The sequence below is a fragment of the Pedobacter polaris genome, from assembly GCF_005116505.1.
Taxonomy (GTDB): Bacteria; Bacteroidota; Bacteroidia; order Sphingobacteriales; family Sphingobacteriaceae; genus Pedobacter; species Pedobacter polaris.
On record NZ_SWBR01000004.1, the window covers coordinates 335,849 to 352,098 of the forward strand.

A 16,250-nucleotide genomic window follows, 5' to 3' on the forward strand; every position below is an offset into this window, starting at 1 on the left:
CACGATTGCTCAGCAAGCTAATCTCCTATTAAACTAAGGCTCCAAAATATAAAAATAATTGATTCTATTGCTTCTTCCTTCACAGAATGATAAACTTAAAAATGAAAACAATACTAACAAGCCTTTTTCTTTTCGTCACTTTATCTGCTGTTGCGCAAGTACAAACATTTCCTAAATCTTTTACTGTTGCAAAAGATGGAAGTGGAGATTTTAAGACTATTCAAGAAGCGGTTTATGCAGTAAGAGACTGGTCTGAAGTACAGGTGCCTATTTATATTAAAAAGGGAATTTATAAAGAAAAACTGGTTATTCCTGCCCAAAAAACTAGAATATCTTTAATTGGTGAAAGCGCCATGGAAACCATTATCACTTATGATGATTATTCTGGTAAAAATGGATTAAGTACTTATACTTCATATACTGTGTTGGTACAAGGCAATGGGTTTACAGCAGAAAATTTAACCTTTGAGAATTCTGCTGGAACAGTTGGACAAGCAGTTGCTTTACATGTAGAAGCTGATAAAGTAATCATTAAGAAATGTAGAATTTTAGGTAATCAAGACACTTTATTTCCATCAACAGATACAAGCAGACAGTATTATGTAGATTGTTACATTGAAGGAACTACCGATTTTATTTTTGGTGCTGCCACGGTTGTTTTTAAAAATTGTCATATTCACAGTAAAAAGAATTCTTATATCACTGCAGCATCAACTTCTCAAAGTAAAGCCTATGGATTTGTATTTTTAGATTGTAAGCTAACGGCAGATTCAAATGCAAATAAGGTTTATTTAGGTCGCCCTTGGCGTTCTTATGCAAAAACGGTTTTTATTAATACCGAAATGGGCAAACATATTTTGCCAGAGGGATGGCATGTTTGGAATAATAATGAAAACCATAAAACTACATTATATGCAGAATACGGTTCAAAAGGACCTGGTTTTGTAAAAGAAAGTAGGGTGGCTTGGTCTGAGCAGCTCACTAAAAAAGAAGCTAAACTTTATACTTTAAAAAACATTTTTACAGGTGCTACAAATTGGTTGCCTGAGTAAAACAGAATGATAACTAACGTCATGCTGAACTTGTTTCAGCATCTGCCTACTAGGAAGACCCTGAACTAATTAAGGGTGATGATAATAAATAAAAAGCATTATGAAATTACCGATCCTTATTTTTTTACTTTTATTTTCCATTTCAGCCTCTGCTCAAAAAGACATTTCTAAAGTTTGGGTTCCAGATTTAGGGAATGGAAAATATAAAAATCCAGTTATTGATGCAGATTACTCAGATCCAGATGTAGTTAGAGTTGGCGATGATTTTTATTTAACTGCGTCGAGCTTTGATGCCATCCCCGGTTTACCAATTCTTCATTCAAAAGATTTAGTGAATTGGACAATCATCGGCCATGCCTTAAAGAGACAACCACCATTTGAGCATTTTTCTAAAACCCAACACGGAAATGGGGTTTGGGCACCGGCTATTCGTTTTCACAATGGCGAGTTTTATATCTATTACCCAGATCCAGATTTTGGTATCTATTTAACCAAAGCTAAAAATCCAGCCGGTCCTTGGACTGATCCTGTATTGGTTGAAGGAGGAAAAGGTTTGATAGACCCTTGTCCGCTTTGGGATGAAGATGGTAAGGTATACCTCGCTCATGCCTATGCGGGTAGTAGGGCTGGAATTAAAAGCATAATTGTAGTTAAAAAGATGAATGCCACAGGCGATAAAGTAATTGATGAAGGGAAGTTGGTTTACGATGGTCATGAGCTAGATCCAACAATAGAAGGACCAAAATTTTATAAAAGAAATGGTTATTACTACATTTTTGCACCAGGTGGAGGTGTTTCAACGGGATGGCAAACCATTTTAAGATCTAAAAATATTTATGGCCCTTATGAGCGTAAAGTTGCACTAGATCAGGGTAAATCCCCAATAAATGGCCCTCATCAAGGTGCTTGGGTCAATACACCAACGGGCGAAGATTGGTTTTTGCACTTTCAGGATAAAAATGCTTATGGTAGAGTGGTTCATTTACAACCTATGAAATGGATAAACAATTGGCCAGTAATTGGAGTAGATGCCGACGGTGATGGAATTGGCGAGCCAGTTTTAGTTTATAAAAAACCTGCCACAGCAAAACCAGTTACCATAACAACCCCTGCTGAAAGTGATGAATTTAATGGAATAAATTTAGGTTTACAATGGCAGTGGCAAGCGAATCCATCGGCTACTTGGTCGTTTTTAAATCCTACAAAAGGGATGTTGAGGCTATATTCTGTAAAAGTGCCAGATAGCGCCAAAAATTATTGGGAAGTGCCAAATATTTTAATGCAGAAATTTCCAACAGAGAAATTTACTACAGTTACTAAATTAACCTTTACACCAAACACCAAATTAGAAAATGAAAAAACGGGTTTAATTATAGCTGGATTAAGTTATGCCAACCTAGCTGTTAAAAGTAAAAAAGATGGAAACTATTTGGTTTATACCACTTGCAAAGCAGCAGATAAAGGCAAGGTCGAAAGGGAAGAAACATTAATTAAATTAAATTCTCCAACCATTTTTTTGAGTGTAACCGTAAGTGAAGGAGCAAAATGTCAATTCAGTTATAGTTTAGATGGAGATAAGTTTACAAAAGTAAATGATGTTTTTCAGGCAGAACCAGGAAAATGGATAGGTGCTAAAGTAGGCCTGTTTTGCGTTAGAGAACAACAAACTAATGATGCTGGCTATGCCGATTTTGATTTTTTTAGAATAGAGAAGTAAGTTATGAAGTAATACGCTCTGATATACCAACCTAAAACTTACAACTCTAGATTGGTAACGATTGCACAGTTATTTTCTGCCATTTTGTTTCATTAGTCCATTAAACTGTGTAGACTTGTTATTGACAATGTGTTAAAGGTTAAATGTTATGAGTTACAGGCTGGAATTAAATTTAAGCCCAAATACGTAACCTAACCCGTAACTGAACTAAAACCAATATAAATTGTATTCCTGGATGAAAAAAATAGTCACAACTATCTTTACACTAATATTTTTCGCTTCGTTAGTTGCCAATGCACAAACAAAAGCAAAGCAACCTTATTCTTGGAGCAACCTCCCTGTTATTGCCAAAACTTCTTTCAAAACAGATACCTTCAATATTGTTAAATTTGGCGCTAAAAATGATGGAATTACGCTAAACACCAAAGCAATCAATGATGCAATTATTGCCTGCAACAAAAAAGGTGGTGGTGTAGTTGTAGTGCCAAAAGGAATGTGGCTTACTGGACCAATAGAGTTAAAAAGCAATGTAAACCTACATTTACAAAAGAATTCACTCCTTCAATTTACGAGAGATTTTGATCAATATCCTTTGGTAGCTAGTAATTGGGAGGGTTTAGCTCAAATGCGCAATCAATCTCCATTATGGGCAACCAATCAAACCAATATAGCCGTAACAGGTTACGGTATTATAGATGGTGCGGGTGATGCTTGGCGAATGGTTAAAAAAGACAAATTAAATGAAAGTCAATGGTCAAAATTGGTAGCTTCTGGCGGTGTAGTTACTGAGGATAAAAAAACATGGTATCCCTCAGAGCAATCTTTAAAAGCAGCTAAATTAAAAAATCCAGGAGAGATTACTCCAGCTAAAACACCAGAGTTCTTTAAATCAGTTAAAGACTTTTTAAGACCAAATTTATTGGTTTTTACATCTTGTAAAAAGATTTTATTAGAGGGGGTAACCTTTCAAAATTCACCAGCTTGGAATATTCATCCATTAATGTGTGAAGATTTAACAGTTAGAAATGTGTATGCAAAAAATGCTTGGTATGCTCAGAATGGCGATGGTATCGATATCGAATCTTGCAAAAATGTATTAATTGAGGGCAGTACGTTTGATGTGGGTGATGATGGGATTTGCATTAAATCTGGTCGTGATGCTGCAGGCAGAAAACGCGGAATGCCAACAGAGAATGTAATTATTCGCAACAGTACGGTTTATCATGCACATGGTGGATTTGTAATTGGAAGTGAAATGTCTGGCGGGGCTAAAAATATCTTTGTATCTGATTGTTCATTTATTGGCACTGATATTGGTCTTCGATTTAAAACAACACGTGGTAGGGGCGGTGTAGTTGAAAATATTTTCGTGAAAAATATTAACATGACAGGTATTGTAGGTGAAGCTATTTTGTTTGATATGTATTATGCAGCTGTAGATCCAGTTCCATTAAAAGGTGAAAAAAGAGATGCGCCGAAAGTTGAATTATTACCCGTAACAGAAGAAACACCTATTTTTAGAGATTTCCACATTACAGATGTGGTATGTGATGGCGCTTCTAAAGCTGTATTTATAAGAGGTTTGCCAGAAATGAGTATTAGTAACATTACTTTAGATAATATGACAATAAAGGCTAAGGAAGGTATTGATATTCAGGAAGCAAAAAACATAAAATTAACTAATGTAAATTTAATTACCAGTGACACAGATCCATTGATAAATATTCAGAATGGAAATGTGATTGAGTTTAAAAATATTAATTATAACTCTGCACAGCTACTTTTCCGTATTAGCGGAGATAGAAATAGTGCCATTAAATCTTCAGGATTAGATGCTACTAAAGCAAAAGCTAAAAGTGAATTTTTGGCTGGTGCAGATGAAAAAACATTGCAGATTAATAAATAGTATGAACAGATCCCTTAAGTATTTTGCACTCGCAACTTTAACAAGTTTAGCTTTTCATGTTGGTGCTCAAGTAAAACCATTATCTCAACAAATGGCAGACCAAGTGCTGGCCTTGTCTAAGGATTCAACTAACACAAATTCTAATAATTTTAGACCAGTAAAATGGTCTTATGATCAAGGTGTGATTTTAGAAGGCATTGATGGCGTTTGGAAAAGAACGGCTAACAATGAATATTTTAAATACATGCAAGCTTGTATGGATGCGTATGTTACTAAAGATGGCGACATCAAAATGTACAAAATAGAAGACCATAATATAGATAATGTAAAGAATGGACGTACTTTATTAACGCTATACAAAGTAACTGGACAGGCAAAATATTTTAAAGCGGCAACTGTATTATGGAATCAGTTAAAAGAGCAACCTAGAACTAAGGAAGGTGGCTTTTGGCATAAAAAAATCTATCCAAACCAGATGTGGTTAGATGGATTGTACATGGGCGAACCATTTTATGCAGAGTACGCAGCTTTAATTAAAGATGAGAAAGCTTTTGATGATATCGCTAACCAATTCATTTGGATGGAGAAAAATTCAAGAGAGGCAAAAACAGGTTTGTTATATCACGGTTGGGATGAATCTAAAAAAGAGCAATGGGCTGATAAAACTACAGGCAAATCTCCTAATTTTTGGGCAAGAGCAATGGGTTGGTATGGCATGGCTCTGGTTGATGTTTTAGATAACTTTCCTCAAAATCATCCGAAACGTGCAGCATTATTAGCTATTTTAAATCGTTTTGCAGTAGCAACGAAAAAAGTTCAAGATACTAAATCTGGTTTGTGGTATGATATTTTAGATAAACCACAAGGCAAAGGCAATTATTTCGAATCATCTGCTTCAAGTATGTTTGTTTACACGTTTGCTAAAGCAGTTAGAATGGGCTGGTTGCCAACTTCTTATTTCGCAGTAGCGGATAAAGGTTATAAAGGGATTCAAAAAGAGTTTATAGAGAAAGTAGGAACGGATAAAGTTAATTTAAAAGGAACTGTTGCTGTTTCTGGCCTTGGCGGAAAACCTTATCGTGATGGAAGTTACGCTTATTATATGAGCGAAAAAGTAATTACTAACGATGCAAAAGGGGTAGGTGCATTTTTATGCGCAGCTAATGAAATGGAAATTGCTGCATTACCAAAACCAGGCTTAGGTAAAACCGTAATGCTCGACTCTTATTTTAACAATGAAGTTAAAAAGGATCAAAGCAATAATGACCTTTCTTGGCATTATAAGTGGGATGCCAGAGATAATAACGGCTTCACCTTCTTAGGTGAGGTATTTGAAAGGTCTGGGTTTAAAAACAAAACTTTGTACCAGGCACCTACTTTAGAAAATTTAAAAGGATCATCAGTTTATATTATTGTCGATCCAGATAGTGAAAAAGAATCAACCAAACCTAATTTCATTCAAGAAAAAGACATTGCAAATATTGCTAATTGGGTAAATGCAGGTGGCGTTTTGGTATTAATGGGTAATGATGGTCCAAATGTAGAACTGGAACATTTCAATAAATTAGCCAACAAATTTGGTTTTCATTTTAATGGAGAAACCAAAGGAAGAGTTCCAGTTGCTGGGGTATTCGAAACAGCTAAAGTTGTAGTTCCAGCAGGAAATGAAATTTTTAAAAACGCAAAAGACCTTTTCATTAAAGAATATAGTAGTTTAAAGCTTTCAGGTAATGCAAGACCAATTTTAAAAGACAAAGACGGAGACAATGTAATTGCTGTAACTAAATACGGGAAAGGAACTGTTTTTGTAATTGGTGATCCATGGTTGTATAATGAATATGTTGATGCAAGAAAATTACCAGCTAGCTATGACAATTTTAAAGCGGCAAATGATCTAGTAAACTGGTTAACAAAACAAGTAAAATAGTTGAGAAGTCAGTGAAGTCCGAAAGTCGGGAAGATATAAGGACATATAGAACCATAGTCTTTGCGCTCTTCGTGTCTTTGCGGTTAAATAAAAATATACATGAAAAACATAACTAAATTATTTCTATTGTTAATTTGCCTGAGTTTTTACGCTTGTGCATCTGCTCAAAACGCAGCTCAAACTGCTCCAAAAACTGATGAATTAGCAGAAAAAATGTTGGTTTACCAGTTAAGTAATGGTGCGTGGCCAAAACAGTTAGATGGAGGTTTTGTGGTTAAATATGAAATGCCTTTGGATGAAGCATTGCTTGCGAAAATAAAAGCAACCACCTATAAACATGCAACAATAGACAACAAAGCCACTACAAGAGAAGTTAGTGCTTTAGTTAAAGCTTATAAAACAACCAATAATAAAAAGTATTTGGAGGCTGCTGAAAAAGGCCTAGACTATCTTTTTAAAGCACAGTATGTAAATGGAGGTTGGCCCCAATACTATCCTGATCAGAGTAGTTACAGAGCAGAAATTACGTATAACGATGATGCAATGATTAATGTGATGAATATTATGCTCAACATTGTAACACAAACCAATGATTTCGATGTTGTTAATAAAGCTTACATCAGCAAAGCCGAGGATGCACTTAAAAGGGGTACAGATTGCATCTTAAAAACTCAAATAGTACAAAATGATAAACTTACCATTTGGGCCGCACAATACGATCAAAATACACTGAAACCTGCAAAGGCAAGAAGTTTTGAACCAGCTTCTTTTAGCACCTCAGAATCAGTTGGTATAGTTAAGTTCTTAATGCGTTTAAAAAATCCTTCTATAGCCGTTAAAAATTCAATTTCAAGTGCAGTTGCTTGGTTTGAAACTACCAAAATTTCTGGTTATAAGTTCGCTAAGTTTCCAGATGGCAAAGATATGGGTTTAATCGCTGATCCTGCTTCAACTATATGGGCAAGGTTCTATGATTTTAATACAAGTAAACCTATTTTTGGAGATAGAGATAATTCAATTAAAAGCAATGTTGCCGATATTAGTTTCGAAAGAAGAAATGGTTATGGTTGGTACGGAGTATGGCCATTAAATCTAATTGCCAAAGATTATCCGAAGTGGCAAAAGACTAATCAGTAATCAGTTTCAAGTTTTCAATTTTCAAAGCGGCAAGTTGCCAACTGTCAGCTAAAAACTGCTAACTGAATTCGGGAACGATTGCGCAAATATTTGCGCTTAAATCGGGTTTTTACCAGTGAAATTTAGGTATAATTGTTTTAACCAAATGTTGGTAGGGGATACTATTGTCTTTTTACCAACGAAATTTTTAATTGAAAAGCAGTATATAAAAAAATGATTTTATCTAAAGCAAATCTAAACCTTATCAATAAGGGAAATGTGATTGTGCCACAAGACAGCGCTTTTGAACTTCCAGAAAAAGTGTTACAGTTTGGAACGGGTGTTTTACTTCGCGGTCTTCCAGATTATTTTATCGATAAAGCAAACCGCGAAGGTGTGTTTAATGGTAGGGTGGTAGTTGTGAAATCAACTAGTGGAGCCACAGCAGAATTTGACGAGCAAGATAGTTTATATACGCTTTGCATCCGAGGCATTGCCAATGGACAACCAGTATCACAAAATATTATTTCTTCGGCTATTAGTAGAGTAATTTCTGCAAATGAAGATTGGAATGCCATATTAGAAATTGCTCAATCCCCAGATTTAAAAATCATTGTGTCTAATACTACTGAAGTTGGTATTCAATTGGTTAGCGAAAGTATTGATCAAAATCCTCCAGTTTCTTTTCCAGCTAAAGTATTGGCTGTTTTATACAAAAGGTTTAAAACTTTAGGCGCAACAGCTAGCGGATTGGTAATTATAGCAACAGAGTTAATTCCTGATAATGGAAAAAAATTGGGCGCTATCGTTTTAGAATTAGCAAAATATAATAAACTAGAGGCAGAATTTATTTTATGGTTACAAGAAGAAAATAAATTCTGTAATTCTTTGGTAGATCGAATTGTGCCGGGCAAACCTGAGGCTGCAACACTTGCTAAATTGCAAGATGAGTTGGGTTATACAGATAATTTATTGTCAATGAGTGAGCCATATAGCTTATGGGCCATTGAGGGTGATGAAAAAGTAGCGGAAGTTTTAACGTTTGCTAAAGTTGATGAAGGCGTAGTTATTGCCCAAGACATCGAAATCTACAGAGAATTAAAAGTGCGCTTGCTTAATGGAACACATACGTTAACTTCTGGAATTGCATTTTTATCAGGTATAGACTTGGTTAAAAATGCAATGACTAATGAGCAAATTAAAAATTATATCGACACGGTAATGGCTACTGAAATTGCACCAGCCATACCCTATCAAGTAACAGAAGCACAAACAACTGCTTTTGCGAGTACGGTTAAAGATCGCTTTGCAAATCCATCTATAGCGCATTTATGGCTCAATATCACTTTTCAGTACACCATGAAAATGAAGATCCGCATTTTGCCTTTGTTGACCAATCACTATAAAATTTTCAATAGTATTCCAGAACACATTGCCTTTGGTTTCGCTGCTTATTTAACTTTCATGAAAGTTGTGAGTGAAAAAGATGGCAAATATTATGGCTCATACAATGGTATCGATTATTTAATTACAGATGATAGTGCGGGTTATTTCAACGATATATTATCTTCAAATAGTGCGAACTATCCATCAGCTGTATTAGGAGATGCTGATTTCTGGAAAGTAGACTTGAATTTACTGCCTGGTTTTACTCAAGCTGTAAATGAAAAATATGAGGCAATTGCTCAAAATGGCATTGCAGAGGCTTTAGTGGAGTTGAATACTTCTAAAGTAATTTAACTAACTTAATCCTTTCAAAAAGAAAGATAAACTATGAAACAACAGGTTCTAAAAGTTCATCCACAAGATAATGTGCTTGTCGCTTTAACCGATTTAAAAGCTGGTCAAACCGTAACTTATCAAGGAGTTGATTATACGCTAGTTGATGATATCGATGCAAAGCATAAGTTTTATATGACCAATATGAATGCTGGTGATGAAGTAAGTATGTATGGTACCTTAGTTGGTAAAGTGCAATTTACCTTAAGGGCTGGCTCTGTAATGAATACTGATAATTTAAAACACGCTGCTGCTCCATACGAGTATCGTCCATATCATTACAGTTGGGAAGCTCCTGATGTTTCGAAATTTGAAGGCAGAACGTTTAATGGTTACCACCGCTCGGATGGTAAAGTTGGGACAGCTAATTATTGGTTATTTATTCCTACTGTTTTCTGTGAAAATCGTAATCTGGATGTTATTCGTGAAGCATTGCACAATGAGTTAGGTTATGCAGTAACGGCAAAATATAAGTCTTATACCCATCAGTTAGTAGAGGCTTTTCAAAACGGAGTTGATATTTCAACTTTAGAAGCTCCTCTTTCTTTTGAAGGCATTAGAAACAAAAGACCATTTAAAAACATTGATGGGATTAAGTTTTTAAACCATCAAGGTGGGTGTGGCGGAATTAGACAAGATGCGGCAGTTTTAAGCAAACTTTTAGCTGCCTACGCAGATCATCCAAATGTTGCTGGAGTAACAGTATTAAGCTTAGGGTGCCAAAACTTACAAGTTCAGGATTTTACAAAGGATTTAAAGGATAGAAATCCAAATTTCGATAAACCACTCTTCATTTTCGAACAACAACAATCGCAGAGTGAAGAAAGTATGATTGCTTTGGCCATTAAAAAGACCTTTGAAGGTTTAATTGAGGCAAATAAAATTGAACGTACACCAGCTCCATTAAGTAAAATGAATGTGGGTGTTAAATGTGGTGGTAGCGATGGTTTTAGTGGTATTTCTGCTAATCCAGCTGTTGGTTATTGCTCAGATCTGTTAGTCGCATTAGGTGCTACAGTTTTATTGGCCGAATTCCCAGAGTTGTGTGGGGCTGAGCAAAATATAATTGACCGTACTAAAGATGAAGCTGCAGCACGAAAATTTATCAGCTTAATGGGTGCTTATAGCCAAGCTGCAGAAAATGCTGGTTCTGGTTTCCACATGAATCCATCTCCAGGTAATATTAAAGATGGTTTAATTACTGATGCAATAAAAAGTAATGGAGCAGCGAAAAAAGGAGGAACATCACCTATTGAGGATGTTTTAGATTATACTGAACCAGCTACTAAACATGGCTTAAATTTAGTTTGTACACCTGGCAATGATGTAGAAGCTACAACTGGCAAAGCAGCGAGTGGAGCAACATTAATTTTATTTACAACTGGTTTAGGAACTCCGACAGGAAATCCGATTAGTCCGGTAATAAAAGTTTCTACTAACAACGCACTAACCCAAAGAATGGGAGATATCATCGATATCAATACAGGACCGGTAATTGAAGGTGAAAAAACCATTGAAGAAATGGGCGAAGATATTTTAGAATATTGTATTAAAGTTGCAAGCGGAGAAGTTATTCCTAAATCAGTTTTACTAAATCAAGATGATTTTATTCCTTGGAAAAGAGGGGTATCTTTATAAAAAACAAACCGTCATATCGAACGCAGCGAGGAGATATCTGGTTTGACAATGCACAGAACCAAAGAGATTTCTCCCGATGAATTATCGGTTCGAAAAGACGAATAATATAAAATAACAACCAATGAAACCTGCGCAGCAAGCTTCATAACCAATAAAAAGCAATAAAAAGTAATGAAAATTATACAACACGTACACTCAGAAGATTTTAAAACCTATGGAACTGAAAAAATCAGAGAAAGGTTTTTGTTAGACGGATTGAAAGAGAAGAACAAAGCTAATTTTGTTTATGCTCATTATGATAGAATGGTTACTGGCTTAATTACGCCAACTACAGAAGTTGTGCCCTTAGGTACTTATGATATTTTGCGTGCTGAATTTTTCTTAGAAAGAAGAGAGATGGGCGTAATTAATGTTGGTGGTGCAGGAACTATTGTAGCTGATGGTACAACATACGATTTAGCAAAGCTAGATTGTTTATATATAGGTAAAGGTGTAAAAGATGTAAAGTTCAGTAGTAAAAATGCCAATGAACCTGCAGTGTTTTATATTTTATCTGCTCCGGCTCACGCAACATATCCAACTACTTATTTGCAAAATGCAGATGCTTTTTCTGCTCAACTAGGAAGTGTTGAAACGGCTAATGAGCGCAAAATTATGCGTTACATCCATAAAGATGGTATTCAAAGTTGCCAATTGGTAATGGGGTTAACCATTCTTTCTACTGGTAGTGTTTGGAATACCATTCCACCTCATACACATGATCGTAGAATGGAAGTTTATTTCTATTTTGATGTTGATGAAGAACACAGAGTTTTCCATTATATGGGCGAACCACAAGAAACTCGTCACATCATTGTAGCTAACCACGAAGCAGTTTTATCTCCAACTTGGAGCATTCACGCGGGTAGCGGAACAAAAAATTATAGTTTTATTTGGGGTATGGCAGGTGAAAATCTTGACTATGCTGATATGGATACATTTGGAGTAAAAGAACTTAAATAAAAAAAGATTAGGTGACTTGGTCTTTATTCCTTGCTCCTTAATCCTTAATCAAAAATAATGGAACAATCATTTTCTTTAGAAGGTAAAGTAATCGTAGTAACTGGCGGAACGGGAATTTTAGGTAATTCATTTGTAAATGCAATTGTAGAAGCTGGGGGAGCTGTTGGTATTTTAGGTAGAAATGCTGAAATAGCTAATGAAAGAGCAGATGCAATTAATAAAAACGGTGGAAAAGCCATTGCCTTAATTGCAGATGCAATGGATGAAGAGCAATTAATTGCTGCAAGAGAAAAAATAATAGCTGCTTTTGGCAAAATTGATGGTTTAGTTAATGCTGCTGGTGGTAACATGCCAGATGGGGTTTTACAACCAGAAGAAAGTATTTTCAAAATGAAAATGGATGGCATGAAAAAGGTGCTTGATTTGAATTTATGGGGAACGCTAATTCCAACCCAAATTTTTGGCGAAGCAATTGCAGCGACTGGAAAAGGGAGTATTGTAAATATTTCTTCAATGAACTCTAAAAAAGCAGTAACCAAAGTATTAGGTTATAATATGGGTAAAGCTGCGGTAGATTGTTATACGCAATGGTTCGCGGTAGAATTAGCCAATCGTTATGGGGATAAAATCAGAATGAATGCTTTAGCACCAGGTTTTTTCTTAACTGAGCAGAACAGAAATTTATTAACAACGCCAGATGGTGGATTTACACCTCGAGGCCAATCGGTAATTAAACAAACTCCTTTTAAACGTTTCGGTGATCCAGATGAATTAAAAGGCGCCTTAGTTTGGTTATTGAGTGATGCCTCACAATTTGTAACAGGAGCAATGATTTGTGTAGATGGGGGCTTCTCGATTTTTAGTGGAGTATAATAAGTTGATGGTCAATAGCCGATAGTCAATGGCTATGGTCTATTAACCATCAACCATTAACAAAAAAAACAATCTGCTAATCTGGAATTGATACAGGATTAAAACTAGAACAAAGAACATAACTTTAAAATATTATCGCCAAGTGAAAAACTTTTTAGACGAGAACTTTTTATTGCAAACAGAAACAGCGAAAACGTTGTATCACGAGTTTGCAAAACAAATGCCGGTAATTGATTACCACAATCATTTAATGCCAGATCAAATTGCGCAAGACAAAAACTTTGATAATATTACCCAGGTTTGGCTCTATGGTGATCATTACAAGTGGAGAGCGATGCGTGCAAACGGTGTTGATGAATATTACATCACTGGTGCTGCAAGTGACTGGGAAAAATTCGAGAAATGGGCAGAAACAGTTCCGTATACATTAAGAAATCCACTTTATCATTGGACACATTTGGAATTGCAACGTTATTTCGACATTTACGAAGTTTTATCTTTGGCCAATGCGAAAAAAATATATGATGAATGTAATGCTAAATTACAAACCAAAGAATATAGTGTACAGGGTTTATTGCGTAAAATGAACGTTAAAACTTTATGTACAACAGATGATCCTTTAGATAATTTGGAATATCATCAACAAATTGCATCTAGTAATGCTGAAGTAGTTGTTTTGCCTGCGTTTAGACCAGACAAAGCAATGAATGCAGACGATGTGGAAGGCTTAAATGTTTATATCGACAAATTAGCAACCCTATCAGGTACAACAATTGCAGATTACGATTCTTATTTATCAGCTTTAAAAGCTCGTCATGATTATTTTGCGGCAAATGGTGCATCAGTTTCTGATCATGGTTTAGAGCAAGTGTATGCTGAAGATTATACAGAATCAGAAGTAAGGGATATTTTCCTAAAGATTAGAAAAAAAGAAGCGATTAGCTTAGAAGAGAACTTGAAATTCAAATCAGCTATGCTTTTCACTTTTGCTTTATGGGATCACGAAAAGGGCTGGGTGCAACAATTTCACTTAGGTGCAATTCGCAATAACAACGATCGTTTATTAGCATCTTTAGGTCCAGATACTGGATTTGATTCGATTGGAGATTTTCCTCAAGGTAAGTCCTTATCTAAGTTTTTAAATAAGTTAGATCTGAATAATAAATTAGCAAAAACCATTTTATATAATTTAAATCCAGCAGATAACGAATTAATGGCGACTATGATTGGCAATTACCAAGATGGAACCGTTGCTGGAAAAGTGCAATGGGGCTCTGGATGGTGGTTTTTAGATCAAAAACAAGGAATGATCAATCAAATTAACGCCTTATCTAACTTAGGTTTATTGAGCCAATTTGTAGGTATGTTAACAGATTCTAGAAGTTTCTTATCTTACCCTCGCCACGAATATTTTAGACGAATTTTATGTGATTTATTTGGTACAGATGTAGAAAATGGGGAATTACCTTACGATAAAGAATGGTTAGGAAAAGTAATCCAGAACATCTGTTATAACAATGCTAAAACCTATTTTAATTTCTAATTATGGGTAAGGTTTTAAGTTTTGGGGAGCTTTTATTACGTATTTGTCCGGATGGGGATGGAGAATGGTTAGCGGAAAATAAATTGCCGTTTTATATTGGTGGTGCAGAATTAAATGTAGCAACAGCATTGGCATTGTGGGATATTCCTTCAGCTTATTTTACTGCTTTACCAGAGAATTTTATGTCAGAACAAATCATCACTTATATGGATGATTGTAAAATTGACACTTCTAAAATTCATCATGGAGGAGATAGGATAGGTTTATATTACTTGCCGAAAGGAAAAGACTTAAAAAATGCCGGTGTAATTTACGATAGAGCAAATTCTGCTTTTGCAATGCTACAAACTGGCACTATAGATTGGGATAAAGTATTAGATGGGGTAACTTGGTTTCACTTTAGTGCAATTTGCCCTGCATTAAATCAGGCAGCTGCTGATGTTTGCTTGGAAGCAGTAAAAGCTGCTAGTGCAAAAGGAATTACAATTTCAATCGATTTAAATTTCCGTGCCAAATTATGGCAATATGGTAAACAATCATCAGATATTATACCTCAATTAGCGCAATATTGCGATTTAATTATGGGTAATATTTGGGCAGCAGAGAAGATGTTAAGCATTAGTTTGCCAGAATTTATACACGAAACAAGTGACAAAGACACTTATCTTGAGCAAGCAAAAAATACATCTGAAGCAATTGTTAAAAAATATCCTAAATGTAAATGGGTGGCAAATACTTTCCGCTTTGACTACAAACAAGGAATAAAATATTATACCGCACTTTATACTAATAATGAACTATTAGTTTCAAAGGAATATGTTTCAGAAAAGATTTTAGATAAAGTAGGTAGTGGCGATTGTTTTATGGCGGGTTTAATTTATGGATTTTATCAAGGTAATGGTTCATTAGAAACTTTAAATTTTGCTACGGCAGCAGCTTACAATAAATTATATATACCAAGTGATTGTACAACAGCAACAGTCGCAGACGTTAAAAAAACACTAGCAGAAAATGACTAAGAATAAGGAAACTACAATAGCGGCAATCAAAAATCAGGGAATGTTGCCCCTTTTTTATTATGAAGATCCACAAGTAAGTTTAGAGATCGTTCGTGCTTTATACAAAGGAGGGGTTCGTGTTTTCGAATATACAAATAGAGGTAAAGCTGCACTAACAAACTTTAAGTTCCTAAAAGAAGCCTTAAAAACTGAAATGCAAGATTTGTTTTTGGGAATTGGGACAATTAAAAACACCACAGAATTAAACGATTTTTTAACAGCTGGTGCTGATTTTATTGTTTGCCCAGTTGTAGATTTAGAAGTTGGGAAATTAACCCATGAAGCCGGCTTATTATGGATTCCAGGTTGCATGACACCAACAGAAATAAATGTTGCTCATCAAATGGGTGCAGGAATCATTAAATTATTCCCAGCCAATATTTTAGGGCCTGAATATCTGTCCTCAATAAAAGAACTCTTTCAAGGTCAGTTATTTGTGCCAACAGGCGGAGTAGAGATTGATGAAACTAACATTGATAACTGGTTTAAAGCTGGCGTTTGTGCAGTTGGAATGGGAAGTAAATTAGTAAGTAAAAAAATATTAGAAAATAAAGCTTATGATGAATTGTATTCGCTAACCACGAAAGCATTTGAAATCATTAATAAAGTAAAACCTTAAACTAGAACACAAATCAACCA

At 35.3% G+C, this 16,250-nt stretch carries 12 protein-coding genes; all 12 read left to right on the forward strand.

Features of this window, described 5'->3' with window-relative positions; genetic code table 11:
* The first annotated feature begins 101 nt into the window (after positions 1-101).
* The gene (locus FA048_RS16155; protein ID WP_136843015.1) at positions 102-1,052 is read left to right on the forward strand and encodes a pectinesterase family protein; all 951 of its coding nucleotides are present in this window, start codon (positions 102-104) and stop codon (positions 1,050-1,052) included.
* 100 nt (positions 1,053-1,152) lie between these two features.
* On the forward strand, positions 1,153-2,769 hold the full coding sequence (locus FA048_RS16160) for a glycoside hydrolase family 43 protein (RefSeq protein ID WP_136843018.1): 1,617 nt from the start codon (positions 1,153-1,155) through the stop codon (positions 2,767-2,769).
* 235 nt (positions 2,770-3,004) lie between these two features.
* The gene (locus tag FA048_RS16165) at positions 3,005-4,675 is read left to right on the forward strand and encodes a glycoside hydrolase family 28 protein (protein ID WP_136843020.1); all 1,671 of its coding nucleotides are present in this window, start codon (positions 3,005-3,007) and stop codon (positions 4,673-4,675) included.
* A 1-nt stretch (position 4,676) separates the two neighbouring features.
* A complete protein-coding gene (locus FA048_RS16170) occupies positions 4,677-6,602 on the forward strand; it encodes a glycoside hydrolase family 88 protein (RefSeq protein WP_136843024.1) in 1,926 nt (641 codons plus the stop codon).
* A 99-nt stretch (positions 6,603-6,701) separates the two neighbouring features.
* Complete coding sequence (gene pelA / locus FA048_RS16175) at positions 6,702-7,739, forward strand: pectate lyase (RefSeq protein ID WP_136843026.1); 1,038 nt, start codon at positions 6,702-6,704, stop codon at positions 7,737-7,739.
* A gap of 213 nt (positions 7,740-7,952) precedes the next feature.
* Positions 7,953-9,458, forward strand: coding sequence for a tagaturonate reductase (locus FA048_RS16180; RefSeq protein WP_136843027.1), 1,506 nt, complete (start codon positions 7,953-7,955; stop codon positions 9,456-9,458).
* 33 nt (positions 9,459-9,491) lie between these two features.
* The gene (locus tag FA048_RS16185) at positions 9,492-11,135 is read left to right on the forward strand and encodes a UxaA family hydrolase (RefSeq protein WP_136843029.1); all 1,644 of its coding nucleotides are present in this window, start codon (positions 9,492-9,494) and stop codon (positions 11,133-11,135) included.
* Positions 11,136-11,306: 171 nt separating this feature from the next.
* Complete coding sequence (gene kduI / locus FA048_RS16190; protein WP_136843031.1) at positions 11,307-12,137, forward strand: 5-dehydro-4-deoxy-D-glucuronate isomerase; 831 nt, start codon at positions 11,307-11,309, stop codon at positions 12,135-12,137.
* A 57-nt stretch (positions 12,138-12,194) separates the two neighbouring features.
* The gene (locus tag FA048_RS16195) at positions 12,195-13,010 is read left to right on the forward strand and encodes an SDR family oxidoreductase (protein WP_136843033.1); all 816 of its coding nucleotides are present in this window, start codon (positions 12,195-12,197) and stop codon (positions 13,008-13,010) included.
* 142 nt (positions 13,011-13,152) lie between these two features.
* Positions 13,153-14,553 (forward strand): glucuronate isomerase, encoded by a 1,401-nt coding sequence (gene uxaC, locus FA048_RS16200; RefSeq protein ID WP_136843035.1) that lies wholly within the window; start codon positions 13,153-13,155, stop codon positions 14,551-14,553.
* Between the two features lie 2 nt (positions 14,554-14,555).
* Entirely contained in the window at positions 14,556-15,572 is a 1,017-nt protein-coding gene (locus FA048_RS16205; protein WP_136843037.1) for a sugar kinase, read from the forward strand.
* Positions 15,565-16,230 (forward strand): bifunctional 4-hydroxy-2-oxoglutarate aldolase/2-dehydro-3-deoxy-phosphogluconate aldolase, encoded by a 666-nt coding sequence (locus FA048_RS16210; protein ID WP_136843039.1) that lies wholly within the window; start codon positions 15,565-15,567, stop codon positions 16,228-16,230. Before FA048_RS16205 ends, FA048_RS16210 begins: the two co-directional genes overlap by 8 nt.
* The last annotated feature ends 20 nt before the right edge of the window (positions 16,231-16,250 follow it).

Bases quoted from the DNA above. Each gene is read 5' to 3' on its own strand.
- FA048_RS16155 (WP_136843015.1), top strand. From the start codon at position 102: ATGAAAACAATACTAACAAGCCTTTTTCTTTTCGTCACTTTATCTGCT.
- FA048_RS16160 (WP_136843018.1), top strand. From the start codon at position 1,153: ATGAAATTACCGATCCTTATTTTTTTACTTTTATTTTCCATTTCAGCC.
- FA048_RS16165 (WP_136843020.1), top strand. From the start codon at position 3,005: ATGAAAAAAATAGTCACAACTATCTTTACACTAATATTTTTCGCTTCG.
- FA048_RS16170 (WP_136843024.1), top strand. From the start codon at position 4,677: ATGAACAGATCCCTTAAGTATTTTGCACTCGCAACTTTAACAAGTTTA.
- pelA (WP_136843026.1), top strand. From the start codon at position 6,702: ATGAAAAACATAACTAAATTATTTCTATTGTTAATTTGCCTGAGTTTT.
- FA048_RS16180 (WP_136843027.1), top strand. From the start codon at position 7,953: ATGATTTTATCTAAAGCAAATCTAAACCTTATCAATAAGGGAAATGTG.
- FA048_RS16185 (WP_136843029.1), top strand. From the start codon at position 9,492: ATGAAACAACAGGTTCTAAAAGTTCATCCACAAGATAATGTGCTTGTC.
- kduI (WP_136843031.1), top strand. From the start codon at position 11,307: ATGAAAATTATACAACACGTACACTCAGAAGATTTTAAAACCTATGGA.
- FA048_RS16195 (WP_136843033.1), top strand. From the start codon at position 12,195: ATGGAACAATCATTTTCTTTAGAAGGTAAAGTAATCGTAGTAACTGGC.
- FA048_RS16205 (WP_136843037.1), top strand. From the start codon at position 14,556: ATGGGTAAGGTTTTAAGTTTTGGGGAGCTTTTATTACGTATTTGTCCG.
- FA048_RS16210 (WP_136843039.1), top strand. From the start codon at position 15,565: ATGACTAAGAATAAGGAAACTACAATAGCGGCAATCAAAAATCAGGGA.